The sequence below is a fragment of the Paratissierella segnis genome, assembly GCF_014385195.1.
In the GTDB taxonomy this organism is placed as follows: Bacteria; Bacillota; Clostridia; order Tissierellales; family Tissierellaceae; genus Paratissierella; species Paratissierella segnis.
The window spans coordinates 82,409-97,501 of record NZ_JACRTG010000008.1 but is presented as its reverse complement, the minus strand read 5'-3'; the positions used below and the strand labels follow the sequence as shown (position 1 = coordinate 97,501).

Sequence of the window (15,093 nt, the reverse complement as noted above, 5' to 3'; positions counted from 1 at the left end):
CCATATTCTCATTAAATAATTTATTGTTCTATACCTACACTCCCCCACCAAATTGGCAATTTGGATAATGACACTTTTCACAATCCAAACAAAGTCCGCCATAACCCAATTTTGACAGATGAGCCTTGTCAATTTTTATGTTTGCCGCGGCATAGGGGAGTACAATATCAAAAATGGTATTTCTCTTGTACATTGCGCACCCCGGTACTCCCATAACAGTAGTATCATCATCAAAATAGGCTAACAAAAACATGGCTCCGGGTAGTACCGGCGCTCCATAAGTGACTATTTTAGCTCCGCTTATCTTTATAGCTGCCGGAGTTAAATCATCCGGATCAACGCTCATACCTCCGGTACAAATAATCAAATCCGCTCCTCTCTCTTTAATTTCAAGAATAGAGGATTTAATTCGTTCAGTATCATCATCACTGGTAATATGTTCTATAACTTCGACCCCTTGATTTTTTAGCTTTTCAGCTATAATTGGAGTAAAGGTATCCTTGACCCTCCCATAAAATACTTCATTGCCGGTAGTTACAATTCCGGCTTTTAGTTTTTTAAATGGAGTAATCTTTAATATAGGTTTATTCCCTACTATTTTTTTAGCACTATTCAACTTTTCATCCTCAATAACTAAAGGAATAATACGCATTCCGGCAAGCTTTTCTCCTGCTTTCACAGGCAGATTTCCCATTCTTGTTGCTATCATTATATCGTCCAATTGATTTATTCTATTCAATTTTTCCACATCAACTTGGAAAAAACCCTCTTGAGTTGCCTTAATCTCTACCTTCCCTTCCTTTACATCTGTTGCAGCCATATAATCGTTTAGACATAATTTAGACAATATATAAGCCGCCTCATCCTCATGGATCATTCCTTCTTTTTTTTCATATACGTAAATATGTTCTTTACCCATTGACAAAAGAAGGGGAATATCCTTTTTTTCAATTATATGCCCTTTTCTGAAAGCAGCGTCTTTTATCTCATCTTTTACTATTCTGGTCATATCATGACATAATACACTGCCTACCGCATCTTCTATCCTTATTCTTTTCATAATATCATTCCTCGAATAAAAGTAATTCTTTGAGATAATTCATCATATATAATTTATATATAATACATATCAAAATATGCTATATATCGTTAAATTGATATTAATCGGTAGTAATTCACTATATTTGAATTAGGTTTTAATTGAATGCCTATAGTTTGAAGGAGTGATAAATAATGCTCTTCGTAGACATAAAAAAGAAATTGGGTAATTTTGTTCTAGATGTAAATTTCAATATAAATTCCGAAGTTTTGGCTTTATTTGGTCCTTCAGGCTGCGGGAAAAGTATGACCCTAAAATGTATAGCAGGATTGGAAATTCCTGATGAAGGCATAATTCAACTGAATGGGCGAACACTTTTTGACAGCAATAACAAAATAAATTTAAAACCTCAAGAAAGAAGGGTAGGACTTTTATTTCAAAATTATGCCCTATTTCCAAACATGACTCTTAAGCAAAATATTGAAATCGGTATACCAAAATCCAATAAAAATAAATATGCTACAGTAGAGGAGATCATGAGTGATTTCCATCTGAAAAGCTTAGAATACAATTACCCTCATCAATTATCCGGAGGTCAGCAGCAGCGGACAGCCTTGGCAAGAATGCTTGTTAATTCCCCTGAAATACTAATGTTTGACGAGCCCTTTTCTGCACTGGATGATTTTTTGAGATGGCAAATGGAACAAGAACTTATATCCATATTAAAAAAACATAAAGGAAGCGCTCTATATGTTTCGCATAATGGTGACGAGGTATTTAGAATAAGCGACAAAATAGCTATTATGAATGATGGAAAGATAGAAGAAATAGGTGAAAAAGAAGAATTGTTTAATAATCCAAGGTCAAAACATACTGCTATTTTAACCGGATGTAAAAATATATCCAAAGCCGATAAAGTAAATGATTATGAAGTTTATGCTAAGGATTGGAAAATTAGATTAAAAAGCAGTAAGTACATAAAGGATAATGTTAAAAACGTGGGCTTATATCAAGATGGAATCAAGTTCGCAAATGATGAAAATTGTGAGAACTTATTTAGATTGAAAATTAAAGACATAGCAACAAATCCGTCTTCAACCACTCTGATGCTTGAAAATAAAAATTCTAACTATATTTATTTAGAGATACCTAATAGCGAGCTGAAATCTAAAGTCAATGCTGAACACATTGATGTCAGTATAGACAAAAATAAATTGTTATTATTATATTAAAACGCATTTACAAACTAATTTTATATATGCAGCATTTATTCTTTTGTTTATTGTATCTAACTTCCACACTCGGAGGTTTCGCCTTTTAATATTTCCAGTCCATGATGGATGCTATCTAAAATATAGTCCAAGGATTCTCTTACTGCCTTAGGGCTTCCCGGCAAATTTACTATGAGCGTTTGATTTCTTATTCCTGCAACACCCCTCGAAAGCATACCCCTAGGTGTTATTTGGAGGCTATTAGACCTTATAGCTTCAGCTATGCCGTTTGCCATTCTGTGACAAACTTTTGCAGTTGCTTCCGGCATCACATCTCTTAAGCTAAATCCTGTCCCACCTGTGGTTAAAATTAAGTCAACTTTCAAATCATCTGCCATTGAAATCAATTCTTGTAAAATAATTTCTTCCTCATCAGGCACGATTATTTTTCTTTCTACTTTATATCCCTTAGCTTCTACCATTCCCACAATCAATTCTCCTGATTTATCTTCTCTTTGTCCCGATGAACCTTTGTCGCTTGCTGTTATTACCCCTACTTTAAACATAAACTCACTCCGTCCAATTAGATTATTAGTTATATCCTTTTCTAAACTTCTATTATTATAACAACGATAAAGCTAAATTTAATAGTTCTATTCCTATTATTATACTATATAATTATTTTATAAGAACTGAAAGGATGATAGCTTTGTTACATAATATAAATGATAATATACTTTTAAATTATTTAGTTTTAGTAAATCTAATAACTTTTGCTGCGTTTGGAGTGGATAAGTACAAGGCGAAATGGAATAAATGGAGGATACCTGAATCCAATTTAATTTTTTTATCAATAATAGGGGGATCCGCAGGTGGTATACTTTCTATGTTAATCTTTAAGCATAAAACTCATAAGATGAAGTTTAAAATAGGGATGCCAATTATTTTATTGTTGCAGATACTAATTTTCATATATTTTATAATATAATTTCAGGGGTTATAAATTGTGAATTGCCCCCAAAGGTGTCATCCAGAGCAAGGAGCAGGCATCTTCGGTTTTAAGACCACGATTCACTGCTTTCGTCATTCTTGAGCGTAACGAAGAATCTCATATTTTATTGAATTTTAAATAGACATAAATATCCTAGTGGGCGGATAGGACCATCCGCCCCTACAAAATGACAACAGCAGAAATAATACTGCAAAGCTCGATCCTAGCCTCTCTTCACTCTTAGTTCTTCACTCTTCACTATCTTTTCAATTGTGAATTGTGAATTGAATTAAGTTGTGAATCGTAAATTGTGAATTGGTCAGGAGTGTTATTATGTCCTATACAAATTTAAAATATCAATTAAAAATAAAAATTTATAAAGATACTCCAAGTTTTGGTCCGGGTGTCGTTGAGATAATGGAATTGGTTGAAGAAACCGGAAAGTTGTCCGAAGCTTATAGAATTATGGGACTATCATCGAGTAAAGGTTGGAAAATAATTAAACGCGCTGAAGATGACCTTGGATTTCCCTTGATTATTAGCGTTGTAGGGGGAAACGGCGGAGGAAGTTCTGAACTCACTAAAGAAGGCATAGATATATTAAATAGGTATCAAAGTTTTATAAATGAAGTCAAAATTGATGCGGATAAAGCTTTTAAAAAGTACTTCTAATATTATTCGTATTGTGCGCCCTAAAAGGAAAAGGGCGATTAAAAAAATAAGCGTTCATCTCGATTGAGATGACTGCAAATTAAGGGGGATTTAAAGATGACTTTTAAAAAATTAATTGGTATTTGTTTGGTAATTCTGTTGTCCTTATCATTATTAGCCGGATGCAATAAAGAGCAAGAAAAGATTCCAGCTGCCAATGAAGAAAATGTTGAATTATTAATTTCTGCAGCAGCAAGTTTGACAGATGTACTGAACGAAATCAAGGAAATTTATAAGGAAATTGAACCTCATACTACTCTTACATATTCATTTGGAAGTTCGGGGGCTTTACAAACACAGATAGAAGAAGGCGCACCGGTTGATATCTTTATGTCAGCTGCACAAAAACAAATGGACACCTTGACAGAAAAGGGTCTTATATTAGATGAAACAAATAAAACATTATTAGTCAATAAAATTGTGCTAATAACCCCTGCTAACAGCAATTTGAGTCTTTCTTCTTTTGAGGACTTGATAAAAGATGAAGTCGGGAAAATTGCAATAGGGGATCCGGGAAATGTGCCCGTCGGGCAATATAGTGAAGAAATATTTGAAAATCTAAACATAAAAGATAAAGTAAGTCCAAAAACAGTATTAGGTAATGATGTGAGAGCTGTATTAACATGGGTTGAAAATGAGGAAGTAGATTGTGGCATTGTATATGCTACCGATGCTTATACAAGTGATAAAATAAAAATAATAACTGAAGCTCCGGCAGGAAGCCATAAGGAAGTAAATTATCCGGTAGCTGTAGTTAAAACAAGTAAAAATGATGAAGCTGCAAAGAAGTTTATAGACTTTTTATCTACAGATAAGGCTATAGCTCTATTTGAAAAATACGGCTTTTATATGAAATAATTAGGACACTATTATGAATTATTCTCCATTGTTAATATCCTTAAAGGCAGCTATAATTTCTACATTTATTACTTTCATTATAGGCATTTATAGTGCCTATTTTGCAACAAAATTGAATAAATTAAGGGGACTGTTAGATGGGATTTTAACTCTTCCGCTGGTGCTGCCTCCCACAGTTGTTGGATTTTTCCTATTGACCTTACTTGGGAAAAACAGCATTATAGGAAAACTCTTATCTTCATTTGATTCATCAATTATATTTTCCTCCAGCGCAACCATTATAGCTTCTACAGTGGTATCTTTCCCCTTAATGTACAGAACCGCCCGTGGCGCTTTTGAACAGCTGGACAGAAATATTGTCTATGTTGCTAGAACACTTGGATTAAAGGAACATGAGATATTTTGGAAAATTGTAATGCCAAATTGTTTTTCCAGCATTATGGCAGGTACTATTCTCTCATTTGCCAGAGCCATGGGAGAATTTGGCGCAACAATTATGATTGCAGGCAATATTCCCGGAAGAACGCAGACTATGGCGGTAGCGGTTTATAGTGCTGTACAAGCCGGCGATAGGGCATTGGCATATAGATGGGTTTTAATAATGGTATTGTTATCGTTTGTCTCGATTCTTCTTCTGAATAATTTTGAAAGCAAGCGATATGGTAAGCTGAGAGCGTAAGAAAATCAATTTAATGCTTTCATATGTCCTCCGCTTTTATGGTTTTTGACCGATAAGATCTCAGCAAGTATGCTAATTGCAATTTCTTCAGGGGAATTGTCAGCAATATTAAGCCCAATAGGAGAATATACCTTTGATAATTGATAATCTGTAATACCCCTGTTTTTCATCGTACTGAACATATTCATGACTTTCTTTTCGCTGCCTATAACTCCAATATATTTTGCTCTTGAATTTATTACTGCTTCTAGGGCTTCACCATCATATTTATGCCCTCTTGTTACTATGACAATATATGTATTTTCACTTATCTTGTACTCTTTCAATTCTTTATCAATTTTTCCTATAATTAATTTCTTGGCATTGGGAAATCTCTCATGACTTATGAATTCTTCTCTATCTTCAAATATTACGATATCAAAATTTAAGAGAGACGCCACATTATATAATGCCAATGAAACATGCCCTCCTCCTACAATTAATATCTCCGGACTAGGTTTAAACACCTGAATAAATATTTCAATTTCACCGCCGCAAACCATTCCTTCATCTGCTAAAGTTAAAAAGATACTTTTATCTTCTCCATCTTCTATAGCTTCTAATGCTAATTCTATAATCTTTTTTTCTATGGCTCCACCGCCTATCGTTCCAATAATTGAGCCATCTTTTAGAACTGTCATTTGAGTTCCGACAACTCTTGGTGTAGACCCGTTGGATTTTGTAATGGTCACCAAGGCAAGCTCAGCACCTTTTCCTGCAAGTTCCAGTGTTTTCTTTAAGATAAATATATCCAGCATTTATTTTTCCTCCTTACGTAAATACAAGAGTGCCTCCAATACGCCGCCGCCTATGGATCTTGCTTTATCAGAAATCGTAAATGCATTTATCCTCATGCTTCTAGGGTCAATATCCCCTATTTTGAGTCCTTTGCTTACAGACAACCCGTCTTTTATAAGCCCCCTTACTATTCCTGAAATTCCGGCACAAATATATTCATCCCCTATTTTACAGATGGGAGTGTCTTTTTCAACGTAGTCACCTATTTTATAGATATTAGAAATAATTCCATCCTTTAAAGCTCTAATAACCCTTTCTTCACTATACCCCATTATAGTTCCCGGAATCCCTGTATCCACCTGTGCGCTTCCTTCATACAAAACCTTTCCGAGATTATGACCTCTTATACTTTCGACAACCAAGTCCACATCTACTCCGGTCTCAAATCCCGGTCCTACCCCTATCGTTATAGGAGCCATCTCCCTCGTAGTGCCTAAATTCTTCTTAGCTAAAATGCTATCTACGACTGCTATTGGCTTTAATATCTTGATACATTCTCCAGCTTCATCTACAAAAACAGGTATCTCACCCTTGTTTATAGAGTTATAGATGCCTCCTATTCCCTTTACATGAACTGCCTTTACACCTTCTACTATTACTTCTTTTTCATATATAGCTTCACTAAAGGAGACTGCGCGTCTTACAGACAAAGGATTTTTGATTTCCAGTATAACAACATTAAATCCGGACATAAATAATCTATGAGCTATACCAGTTGCTACGTCTCCTCCACCCCTTATGATTACTATATCCATATAAACACCTTTCTTCACAATTCACAATTCACAGTTCACAATTAAAGAAGAGTGAAAAGTGAAAAACAATTTCTACATTTATGGCTTTAGAGGCAGATTCATTAAGAAACTTTTCCCAATAACAACTTCTATAGCGGTATCTTTCAATTCCAATTCAATTTTCTCAACAACACCTAGTTTACTATCATCTACTTTGTTTAGAAAAAGAATTTTTCTCCCCTTTGCACCTTTAAAAACCCCATCTTTATGTATTGATAATTTTACAATATCATTATACTCGATTATATGATAAATTGATGTTTTAAGAACATCTGCCATTATTTCCTGTCTATGAGCTATGTCACATATTCTTTGACCCAAACAATCAATGCCAATCATACCTACTGTAATAGTTGTAAGATTCGATACAACCGGCTCATGACTTAAAGGAGCTTTTATTGGCTTTCCTCTAGAGCCATCTGCTTCTATTAAAATATAATCAAATATATCCATATTGATTAAATCATCTATTTTTGAAATATTGCTAACTTTAAGTTTACCGTCTGTCTCATATTCTCCATAAACTGTTATTGAATTTTTTCTAGGGATATAACCATAAGGCATATCCCCAATAAAAATAGCATCATATCCTTTTTTAGGCTTAAATATTGCTGTTGACGTTGTTGATAATACAGTCCTGCCCTCATTTTTTAGTTCGACAGCCAGCATCTCTATAACTGTAGTTTTACCGCCTCCGCCAACAAAAGAAATCACTTCTTTTTCGTTTAAGTTTAATTTTTTGATTAAATATTCTTTACTCATTGCTTCTAAATCCACTTCTACTCTCTCTTTATACTATGCTGTCTTCCTTGGGATTATTTGCATTTATTCACAAAGTAATTGAACAATTTTGCAAATTCAATATCATTATATATCATTGCCTCAGGATGGAATTGAACCCCTAAAACAAATTTATCATTTGTAGATTCTATTGATTCAACTATTCCATCGACAGCAGTGGATGTTACCTTTAAATTTTCTCCTAAATCTTTTATACTTTGATGGTGTTGAGAGTTTACAACCAATTTATCCTTTTCAAATATCTCATATAGTAGGCTATCCTTTAATACATTTATAGTATGAAACCCCTGACATACATTTTCGCTGTACACATGGGCAATGGAGTAAGGCAATTGGACAAATATATCCTGATAAATTGTCCCCTTCAATGCAATATTTATTATTTGTAAGCCTCTGCATATTCCCAATACTGGAATATTTCTTTCATATGCACGTTTAAATAATTCCAATTCCATTTTATCTCTAGCTATAGAAATAGAGCCGATTTCTTTAATTGGCTCCTCACCAAAATTTAAAGGTGAGATGTCTCCTCCGCCTGTCAATAGTAGACCATCTACCAAATCAAGGTAATTGTCTATTTTATCCCCATCCATTACTATAGGAAGTACTATTGGAGTTCCTCCACCGTCAAGTATTGCGTCCACATAGTTATTGTTTATTTCCAACATTTTTCTATTTACTAATTGTTCATATTGGGCTGTCAAGCCAATTATTGGTCCCATGAAACCTCTCCTTTATAGATATTTATTAAACCAAATACAAGCTTCTTCCATCATGTTGGTTGTTACAAAATGATTCAAATAAGGGTATTCAACAAATCTTACCCTTGACTTATCCTTATATAAAGGTAATATTTTCTCATAAAACTTCCTTTGAGGATTGGGATTTACTACCATATCACTGCCACCATTTAACATCAACACAGGTCGGTCAACTAATTTGTCAAGATGGTTCATTGGATCAAATTTATCAATCTTTTCTTGTATTTCCATTGCAGGCTCTCCAAACCCTTCTAAAGATTCCTTAAATATAATATTCGATTGCTCCCAATTAAATGATCCATTAAATACAACTGATGCTTTAATATTCGGAATTTTAGTAAAAACTCCTGCCGTTGTAAAGCCCCCCATAGAATGCCCCGCAACCCCTATTCGTTCCGAATCTGAATTTAAGCTATTTATAGCATAATCTATAATTTCATTTGCTTCGTCAATATTTTTTAAAATTATATTCCAAAAATACTTAACAGCACTTTGTTGGTTATAATTATGTAGTGCATTTCTTTCTCCATGATAGATGGAATCCGGAATTATAACCTGATATCCCAGACTACATAATATGAAACCCCTAAATCTTTGTGCTGCCTTACTAGATGACCAGCCATGATAAAACACAATAGTTGGAAAGTACCCTATTTCCTCCTTTGGAGTAAATATCAAGGTAGGTATATCCCCAATCTTTATATTCTTTTCAATAATATTTTTAAACTCCACAGTTCGTACTCCTCCCATGTACAATATTATATTATTCATTATATCAATTTTCCGTTCTAAAAACCAATAAAATACCCCACCTATTAAGATGGGGACTTGTTTTTATTACTTATAGGACTTCCTCTTGTCTAGTAAGTTTTTTTGTTATCCGGTCTTTACCTTCAACAATACGAGTTACCATCATCGAAGCAACGGTATCCCCAGTAGAGTTTAACCATATCGCAGGTGGAGCAACTAAAAATCCTATAGGGATGTTGCATACCCTACCAACATAAAATAGATACTACGCCAAAATCCACATAACAAGTGATGGTAACAAAATATTCAAATATTTATTTTCTTTCATTTGGTATTTTCGTTTAAGATTTGTAGTTATTACAATCATCCATGAAGCCGAATGTTATAATTGGTGAAATTTTATGATATTTTTGGGCTAGATAAGCAGACTTACTTATAACGGAGCATGGCCATAGGGCACTTATAATTAATATAATTACAAATATTATTATAAGAGTATTAAACATCTTATCTGTCTTATTTATCTTATCCATTTATAAGTCTCCCACGATTATATTTAATACCTAAAGTGAACCTATTTTGATTTCTATTAATTTCTATTTCATGGTTTGAGTAACTAGATATTCTTTAGACTATCAGGTGCCTTAGGTTGATATAATGCTCCCCAACAACCTACCCCAATGCAAGTTTTAGGAGTTAGCGACAATAATACTATCAAACATACAATACAAATCTTTACATTAGATTTTTTCATATAAAAATTCCCCCTTTAATATATAAACAATCGAAGGGGGAATTTTGTTACACTTATTTTAAATTTATTTGTTTTTTTCTAAGCTCTCTGCCATCTTAATCATTTCTTCTAATTCTATATCTGATAAAACATAGAAACTTGATTCTTCATTATTCCAAAATAATGCAATGAAATCTCCTTTTATTAAAGCTATTCCTTCTTCTCCATTGATCTCTACATCTTCTTTCACTGCATCTTCAGAATCTAATTGATAACTAGTACCATTTGGCGATTGATCAAACAATATTTTCTGGCTGTTCTCATTTGTAAAAGTAATTATTACTGTTTTACCGAATTCCTCTATGGAGTCTAATTCAAAACCTTCAGGGATATATCCTGGAACATAGTATCCTTTTATTTCATTGTAAGAATTATCTTCTATTGATTTATCTTCTTCAACTTTAATACCTAAATACCTTTCAGTGCTTTCTATTATTAAATTAAATACTCTTGCCCTAAACGCATCTACGGAAACTGTCAATACTGTCATTGAAATAGCAACTACAAGAAATATAATAGCTGCTTTATTCGTGATATTTTTAAATATACTCCAATTTCTGTTTTTTCTTTTAGTGTTGTTAATATCACTATTGAATTTATAAAACCATTCATCTAATGATTTAGGCGTGTTCATTTTATTTATTTCTTCTCTATTAGAATCAAGGTCTTGATTAAGATTTTGAACATGATGGTATCCAACATAACTAAAAAAAGCTTTATCTAATATTTCTTGCTGTTCGTTATTGTCATTGTTTAAATTCAACAAAATCTACCTCCTGCTCTAAAATTCCCTTTATTGCTCGCTTTGCTCTATGTAATCTAGCCCTAATATTACCTTCTGTTATATTTAGCAATTTGGAAATTTCCGAATTGGAATATTCGTGATAATATTTCAGTGTTAGTATATCAGCATATGACGGGTTGATTTCTTCTAATTTCTCTGCTATTAACTTAGCTTGATCTAATCTTATGATTTCTTCTTCCAAGCTCAAATCCTCCGATTGAAGTTCTATTTTTTCATCATATGGTGTAGGAGATATTTGTTTTCTTCTGTTATATATATTTATAGAAAGGTTTCTAACTATAATAACAAATAACCCTCTTGTTTTGTTACACTCAATTGTATCTATTTTTTCAATTATTGAAGATATTTTTATTATTGCCTCTTGGACAACATCTTCTGCTTCCTGTTCATCTTTTAGTATGTTGTATGCAGTCCATAATGCATCCTTTTTATAGCTAATATATATTCGCTCCAACTTACTCCTTACTTCTTCATTTTCGATAACCATTAAAAAAACCAGCAATATGATTCCCCCTTTTATCGAAGATACTTGTTATACTTGGACTAAACCTATTCTCATCAATGTTCATATTAATTGTCTATATGTTGAAAAGGTGCATATATTGCCTTAAGAATATCAATTATCTAAGTATAATTCAACCCTAACTGTATAGATGACATGTTTCAGGGTGTAAAGACATAAAAGATAATTTTATAAAATTATTTTTTACAATTTATAGTAAGAAGAGGAGATTTCTCCACTTCGGTCGAAATGACGCCTTCAGCGTAATTAATATAAAATAAAGGCACTAATCATTAAAGACATATTAAATAAAGCTATAATTAATTAGTACCTTTGTTAGAAATGTCAAATATAGATTGAAATACACTTACATTACTGAGTATTGGTGTAATTGTGATTTTACATATATAAATTCTCCCTTTAATATATAAACAATTAAAGGGGGAATTTTGTTACATTAATTTAAAATTCATTTATTTTTATTACTTTCTGCTACTTTATAATCAATATATTCCCTATATATTCTCAATCTGCCAATCTATAGGTTCTTTTCCGATATGCTTTAGAAAATTGTTGGTCTTTGAAAAAGGTTTAGAGCCAAAGAATCCTCTAAGTGCTGACAATGGGCTTGGATGCACTGATTATTAGGTCTTCTCCAATGAACATCTATCTAAATTGTATGTTTAAAAAAGGTAAATCTTCCCCTGATTCATCGGGTATTCTTTTATATAAAAGATATTCCTTTGTTGTATCACTTAAGTCTATTGAAATAATAACTTGATCTTCAAATTCCTTAAAATCAATACTATCAACATATATTAGATTTATATCCTTTAAAATACCTAAATCTAAATCATCTGATATTTTAGATTCTCTAAGCTCGATTATCATATTATTGTCTATAAATTTTACATAAGTTGATGGGATATCAGGAAATGCCGCATAAAATTGAGCCTCTTCTCCTTCATATGCTGAAAAATAGATTTTCAGTCCATTCCTCTCTATTTTCAAATCTCTTATAACACCTTTATCCGAGGATTTAGCTGCCATACTTTCCCCTACTTCACTCCACTTATCTTCCTTTGATAATTCATATTCTTCATCTTTTTTAGTAGCACGAACTAAGTATGGGAACACTTCATAAGAATTAATGTTATTTCCACCACTTACCTCAAATATTAATTCATGGTCACTTATAGCAGATTTAAAAATAACTGTATTCTCTAATATAGGTAATATATATTTTTTTTTCTCTTTAAAATTAACTACATTAAAATATATGTCATTTTCGTTTTTGAATTTTACTAATACCTCGCTATCATTAATTCTAGTGTATTCAAGAAAATTCTTTCCGTAATATTCTTTTGTATCTTCTATAGATGTAGGAAAGTCTTGGATTTTCGTTTGTCTAATATTATTGCATGAAACTATGAAAATACTAGCCAGTAGAATCATAATTAAATAAAAAATATTTTTTGTAGTCATATATAACCTCTCTACTTTTTAATACCTCTACACAAATTTAGTTCATAGGATAGTCCTTTCTACTACTACTCCTACCGCCAAAACCATACCATATACACTGAGAAACAAAATTTTGACAGTCCGTATCAGCATATACTTTAAATTGTGAAGTATTATAACTACTAGAATTAGTAGTTCCTGCAGACCCAGCTTCTAATCTAAAGGTATATACTGATGTTACAGTTGCTGTTTTTCAAATCTTAGCGTAGCTAATAATCAATTGCACTACTAGTATCAGAGGTGCTTTCCACCACTTAGTCCCCTGATATACATATCCATATGTAACTAACCTATAGGAGTATCCACTAACTACATACCAATCATGTGACATACTACAACTAGTTCCTAATATAGAATTTGACCAATTTAAAATTGAAAAAATTTTATATCACTAAACATTGGTGCAATTTGCTCACAACCATTTAACTTTATTGCATTTGCATAATTTGGAGCTAGTGACAATAATACTATTAACATACAATAAAGATTTTTTCATATATAAATTCCCCCTTTAATATATAAACAATTAAAGGGGGAATTTTGTTACACTAATTTTAAACTTATTAATTTTTCTTAAACTTTTTGCTACTTTATATAATCAATATATTCCTTATATATTCTCAATCTGCCAGTCTATGGGTTCTTTTTCTATACTCTTTAAAAAATTGTTGGTCTTTGAAAAAGGTTTAGATCCGAAGAAACCTCTAAATGCGGACAATGGACTTGGGTGTACGGATTTAATAATATAATGCCATTTATTTGTTATAAGTTTTTCTTTGCTTATGGCATTATTTCCCCAAAGAATAAAGATAACAGGGTCCGTTCTATCCTTTAATAATGAGATAATCTTATCCGTAAATATTTCCCATCCTATATCCCTATGGGAATTTGCTTCACTTGTCCACTTTTCTAAATATCCGTTGTTTGGGATGTAGCATCCTAAATCATCATGAAGTTCCTTGTACATATTGACTAATGATGGAGGTATTCTTACACCCGGTTTAACTGAAAACTTAACCCATGGGCTTGATTTGGTCCATGATATGGGTCTTGTCCAAGGATTACAGCTTTTACATCTTTATAAGCTGTATAATGCAATGCGTTGAATATATCATACATATTTGGATATGTAGTCTTTGTCCTATATTCCTGAATCAAAAATCCTCTTAATCTTTTGTAATAGTACTTCTCTAATTCCTCGTTTAATAATTCACTCCAACCATTCTTGAAAATTTCAGCCATATTTACACCACCCTAATTTATTTCAACTAAATGTTTCCAATATTTCATAGGCATATGGTTCTTTTTAAGTCTTAAGTTTTTTCTGCTCTCAATAGATATATGCTTGTAATATGCCTTCCACATATCTTGGTATTCCTCTTCATCTTCTCTAATTATTATGTCATCTTCCAGGGTGAAGTCCTTGATAATCCATTCTTTTCTGTTGTATAACACAGCTATGTCTCTTTTCATATCATGAATAATCCAATTTTCATTACTTAATCTATTTGCGAAATGAGGTGCAAGTAGCCCAATGATATTATATTCAGGCTCCACCGATGAATAAAAAAATCCATTTTCAAGCATCTTAAACCTCAATAGCCCAACTAATCGATGTTTTTCCGTAGCTACTTTATGATATACCCTATCCATGGTCAAAACTGCATCATTGGATAAATTACTATCAACATTAGCACCCATTTTATACCCTATACGCAGATAATTTAATATAGCCATTCCGCTCTTGGGAATCTCAGAGAGATAGGCATAAAATACTCTTTTCAATGATTCCTCAGATATTTTTTCTTCAATTGATTTATATACTTTTGAGGCTTTTTGTGCATCTGTTTCTATGCGGTATCTTTGAATTAGAAAGTTATCCTCTTCCCAATCTTTGGGGATAATATCATCCGGGTTTTCATGTCTATAATATACTTCATAAATGGAAGTCAATAGCCCTTCAAATGTACCATCATATATGTAATGAATCATAAAAACACCTTCTTTCAATTCACAATGCACAGTTCACAATTGTTG

17 protein-coding genes and 3 pseudogenes are annotated in these 15,093 nt (G+C 32.5%); 5 read left to right on the top strand and 15 right to left on the bottom strand.

Annotation, left to right across the window (positions count from 1 at the left end):
• Window positions 1-34: 34 nt before the first annotated feature.
• Window positions 35-1,060, bottom strand: coding sequence for a molybdopterin-binding protein (locus H8707_RS02955; protein WP_262428666.1), 1,026 nt, complete (start codon window positions 1,058-1,060; stop codon window positions 35-37).
• 173 nt (window positions 1,061-1,233) lie between these two features.
• On the opposite strand from H8707_RS02955, the gene H8707_RS02950 reads away from it, so the two are divergent.
• Window positions 1,234-2,271 (top strand): sulfate/molybdate ABC transporter ATP-binding protein, encoded by a 1,038-nt coding sequence (locus H8707_RS02950; protein ID WP_262428665.1) that lies wholly within the window; start codon window positions 1,234-1,236, stop codon window positions 2,269-2,271.
• A gap of 56 nt (window positions 2,272-2,327) precedes the next feature.
• Here the strand turns inward: H8707_RS02950 and H8707_RS02945 are convergent, their stop codons facing one another.
• Window positions 2,328-2,816, bottom strand: a complete 489-nt coding sequence (locus H8707_RS02945) for a MogA/MoaB family molybdenum cofactor biosynthesis protein (RefSeq protein ID WP_262428664.1) — start codon at window positions 2,814-2,816, stop codon at window positions 2,328-2,330.
• Window positions 2,817-2,959: 143 nt separating this feature from the next.
• Here H8707_RS02945 and H8707_RS02940 point away from each other — a divergent pair, with 143 nt between their 5' ends.
• From H8707_RS02940 to modB, 4 genes are all read left to right on the top strand, one after another.
• The gene (locus tag H8707_RS02940; RefSeq protein ID WP_262428663.1) at window positions 2,960-3,238 is read left to right on the top strand and encodes a DUF1294 domain-containing protein; all 279 of its coding nucleotides are present in this window, start codon (window positions 2,960-2,962) and stop codon (window positions 3,236-3,238) included.
• A 336-nt stretch (window positions 3,239-3,574) separates the two neighbouring features.
• The gene (locus H8707_RS02935; RefSeq protein ID WP_262428662.1) at window positions 3,575-3,913 is read left to right on the top strand and encodes a winged helix-turn-helix domain-containing protein; all 339 of its coding nucleotides are present in this window, start codon (window positions 3,575-3,577) and stop codon (window positions 3,911-3,913) included.
• Between the two features lie 96 nt (window positions 3,914-4,009).
• On the top strand, window positions 4,010-4,810 hold the full coding sequence (modA, locus tag H8707_RS02930) for a molybdate ABC transporter substrate-binding protein (RefSeq protein WP_262428661.1): 801 nt from the start codon (window positions 4,010-4,012) through the stop codon (window positions 4,808-4,810).
• Window positions 4,811-4,823: 13 nt separating this feature from the next.
• Window positions 4,824-5,489, top strand: coding sequence for a molybdate ABC transporter permease subunit (gene modB, locus H8707_RS02925; protein ID WP_262428660.1), 666 nt, complete (start codon window positions 4,824-4,826; stop codon window positions 5,487-5,489).
• A gap of 5 nt (window positions 5,490-5,494) precedes the next feature.
• Here the strand turns inward: modB and H8707_RS02920 are convergent, their stop codons facing one another.
• From H8707_RS02920 to H8707_RS02865, 13 genes and pseudogenes are all read right to left on the bottom strand, one after another.
• Window positions 5,495-6,286, bottom strand: a complete 792-nt coding sequence (locus tag H8707_RS02920) for an XdhC family protein (protein WP_262428659.1) — start codon at window positions 6,284-6,286, stop codon at window positions 5,495-5,497.
• Window positions 6,287-7,081 carry a selenium-dependent molybdenum cofactor biosynthesis protein YqeB gene (gene yqeB / locus H8707_RS02915; protein ID WP_262428658.1) on the bottom strand — a complete coding sequence of 265 codons (795 nt, stop codon included), beginning with the start codon at window positions 7,079-7,081 and terminating at the stop codon, window positions 6,287-6,289.
• Window positions 7,082-7,159: 78 nt separating this feature from the next.
• On the bottom strand, window positions 7,160-7,897 hold the full coding sequence (gene yqeC / locus H8707_RS02910) for a selenium cofactor biosynthesis protein YqeC (RefSeq protein ID WP_262428657.1): 738 nt from the start codon (window positions 7,895-7,897) through the stop codon (window positions 7,160-7,162).
• A 38-nt stretch (window positions 7,898-7,935) separates the two neighbouring features.
• Window positions 7,936-8,643, bottom strand: a complete 708-nt coding sequence (locus H8707_RS02905; protein WP_262428656.1) for a gamma-glutamyl-gamma-aminobutyrate hydrolase family protein — start codon at window positions 8,641-8,643, stop codon at window positions 7,936-7,938.
• 12 nt (window positions 8,644-8,655) lie between these two features.
• Complete coding sequence (locus H8707_RS02900) at window positions 8,656-9,453, bottom strand: alpha/beta hydrolase family protein (protein WP_262428655.1); 798 nt, start codon at window positions 9,451-9,453, stop codon at window positions 8,656-8,658.
• Between the two features lie 595 nt (window positions 9,454-10,048).
• Window positions 10,049-10,186 carry an AgrD family cyclic lactone autoinducer peptide gene (locus H8707_RS02895; RefSeq protein WP_262428654.1) on the bottom strand — a complete coding sequence of 46 codons (138 nt, stop codon included), beginning with the start codon at window positions 10,184-10,186 and terminating at the stop codon, window positions 10,049-10,051.
• A gap of 64 nt (window positions 10,187-10,250) precedes the next feature.
• Window positions 10,251-10,988 (bottom strand): DUF4367 domain-containing protein, encoded by a 738-nt coding sequence (locus H8707_RS02890; protein WP_262428653.1) that lies wholly within the window; start codon window positions 10,986-10,988, stop codon window positions 10,251-10,253.
• Entirely contained in the window at window positions 10,972-11,532 is a 561-nt protein-coding gene (locus tag H8707_RS02885; protein WP_262428652.1) for an RNA polymerase sigma factor, read from the bottom strand. Before H8707_RS02885 ends, H8707_RS02890 begins: the two co-directional genes overlap by 17 nt.
• A 515-nt stretch (window positions 11,533-12,047) precedes the next feature.
• Window positions 12,048-12,173 (bottom strand): annotated as a pseudogene (locus H8707_RS02880) (uracil-DNA glycosylase); the annotation flags it as partial.
• 25 nt (window positions 12,174-12,198) lie between these two features.
• The gene (locus H8707_RS02875) at window positions 12,199-13,017 is read right to left on the bottom strand and encodes a hypothetical protein (protein ID WP_262428651.1); all 819 of its coding nucleotides are present in this window, start codon (window positions 13,015-13,017) and stop codon (window positions 12,199-12,201) included.
• A gap of 37 nt (window positions 13,018-13,054) precedes the next feature.
• Window positions 13,055-13,171, bottom strand: a pseudogene (locus H8707_RS15205) (hypothetical protein); the annotation flags it as partial.
• A gap of 495 nt (window positions 13,172-13,666) precedes the next feature.
• Window positions 13,667-14,298, bottom strand: a pseudogene (locus H8707_RS02870) (uracil-DNA glycosylase).
• 12 nt (window positions 14,299-14,310) lie between these two features.
• On the bottom strand, window positions 14,311-15,048 hold the full coding sequence (locus tag H8707_RS02865) for a TIGR03915 family putative DNA repair protein (protein ID WP_262428650.1): 738 nt from the start codon (window positions 15,046-15,048) through the stop codon (window positions 14,311-14,313).
• Between the last annotated feature and the right edge of the window lie 45 nt (window positions 15,049-15,093).

Excerpts from the sequence above, each read along its gene's own strand:
- H8707_RS02955 (WP_262428666.1), bottom strand. The coding sequence starts at position 1,060 with ATGAAAAGAATAAGGATAGAAGATGCGGTAGGCAGTGTATTATGTCAT.
- H8707_RS02950 (WP_262428665.1), top strand. The coding sequence starts at position 1,234 with ATGCTCTTCGTAGACATAAAAAAGAAATTGGGTAATTTTGTTCTAGAT.
- H8707_RS02945 (WP_262428664.1), bottom strand. The coding sequence starts at position 2,816 with ATGTTTAAAGTAGGGGTAATAACAGCAAGCGACAAAGGTTCATCGGGA.
- H8707_RS02935 (WP_262428662.1), top strand. The coding sequence starts at position 3,575 with ATGTCCTATACAAATTTAAAATATCAATTAAAAATAAAAATTTATAAA.
- modA (WP_262428661.1), top strand. The coding sequence starts at position 4,010 with ATGACTTTTAAAAAATTAATTGGTATTTGTTTGGTAATTCTGTTGTCC.
- modB (WP_262428660.1), top strand. The coding sequence starts at position 4,824 with ATGAATTATTCTCCATTGTTAATATCCTTAAAGGCAGCTATAATTTCT.
- H8707_RS02920 (WP_262428659.1), bottom strand. The coding sequence starts at position 6,286 with ATGCTGGATATATTTATCTTAAAGAAAACACTGGAACTTGCAGGAAAA.
- yqeB (WP_262428658.1), bottom strand. The coding sequence starts at position 7,081 with ATGGATATAGTAATCATAAGGGGTGGAGGAGACGTAGCAACTGGTATA.
- H8707_RS02905 (WP_262428656.1), bottom strand. The coding sequence starts at position 8,643 with ATGGGACCAATAATTGGCTTGACAGCCCAATATGAACAATTAGTAAAT.
- H8707_RS02900 (WP_262428655.1), bottom strand. The coding sequence starts at position 9,453 with ATGAATAATATAATATTGTACATGGGAGGAGTACGAACTGTGGAGTTT.
- H8707_RS02895 (WP_262428654.1), bottom strand. The coding sequence starts at position 10,186 with ATGAAAAAATCTAATGTAAAGATTTGTATTGTATGTTTGATAGTATTA.
- H8707_RS02875 (WP_262428651.1), bottom strand. The coding sequence starts at position 13,017 with ATGACTACAAAAAATATTTTTTATTTAATTATGATTCTACTGGCTAGT.
- H8707_RS02865 (WP_262428650.1), bottom strand. The coding sequence starts at position 15,048 with ATGATTCATTACATATATGATGGTACATTTGAAGGGCTATTGACTTCC.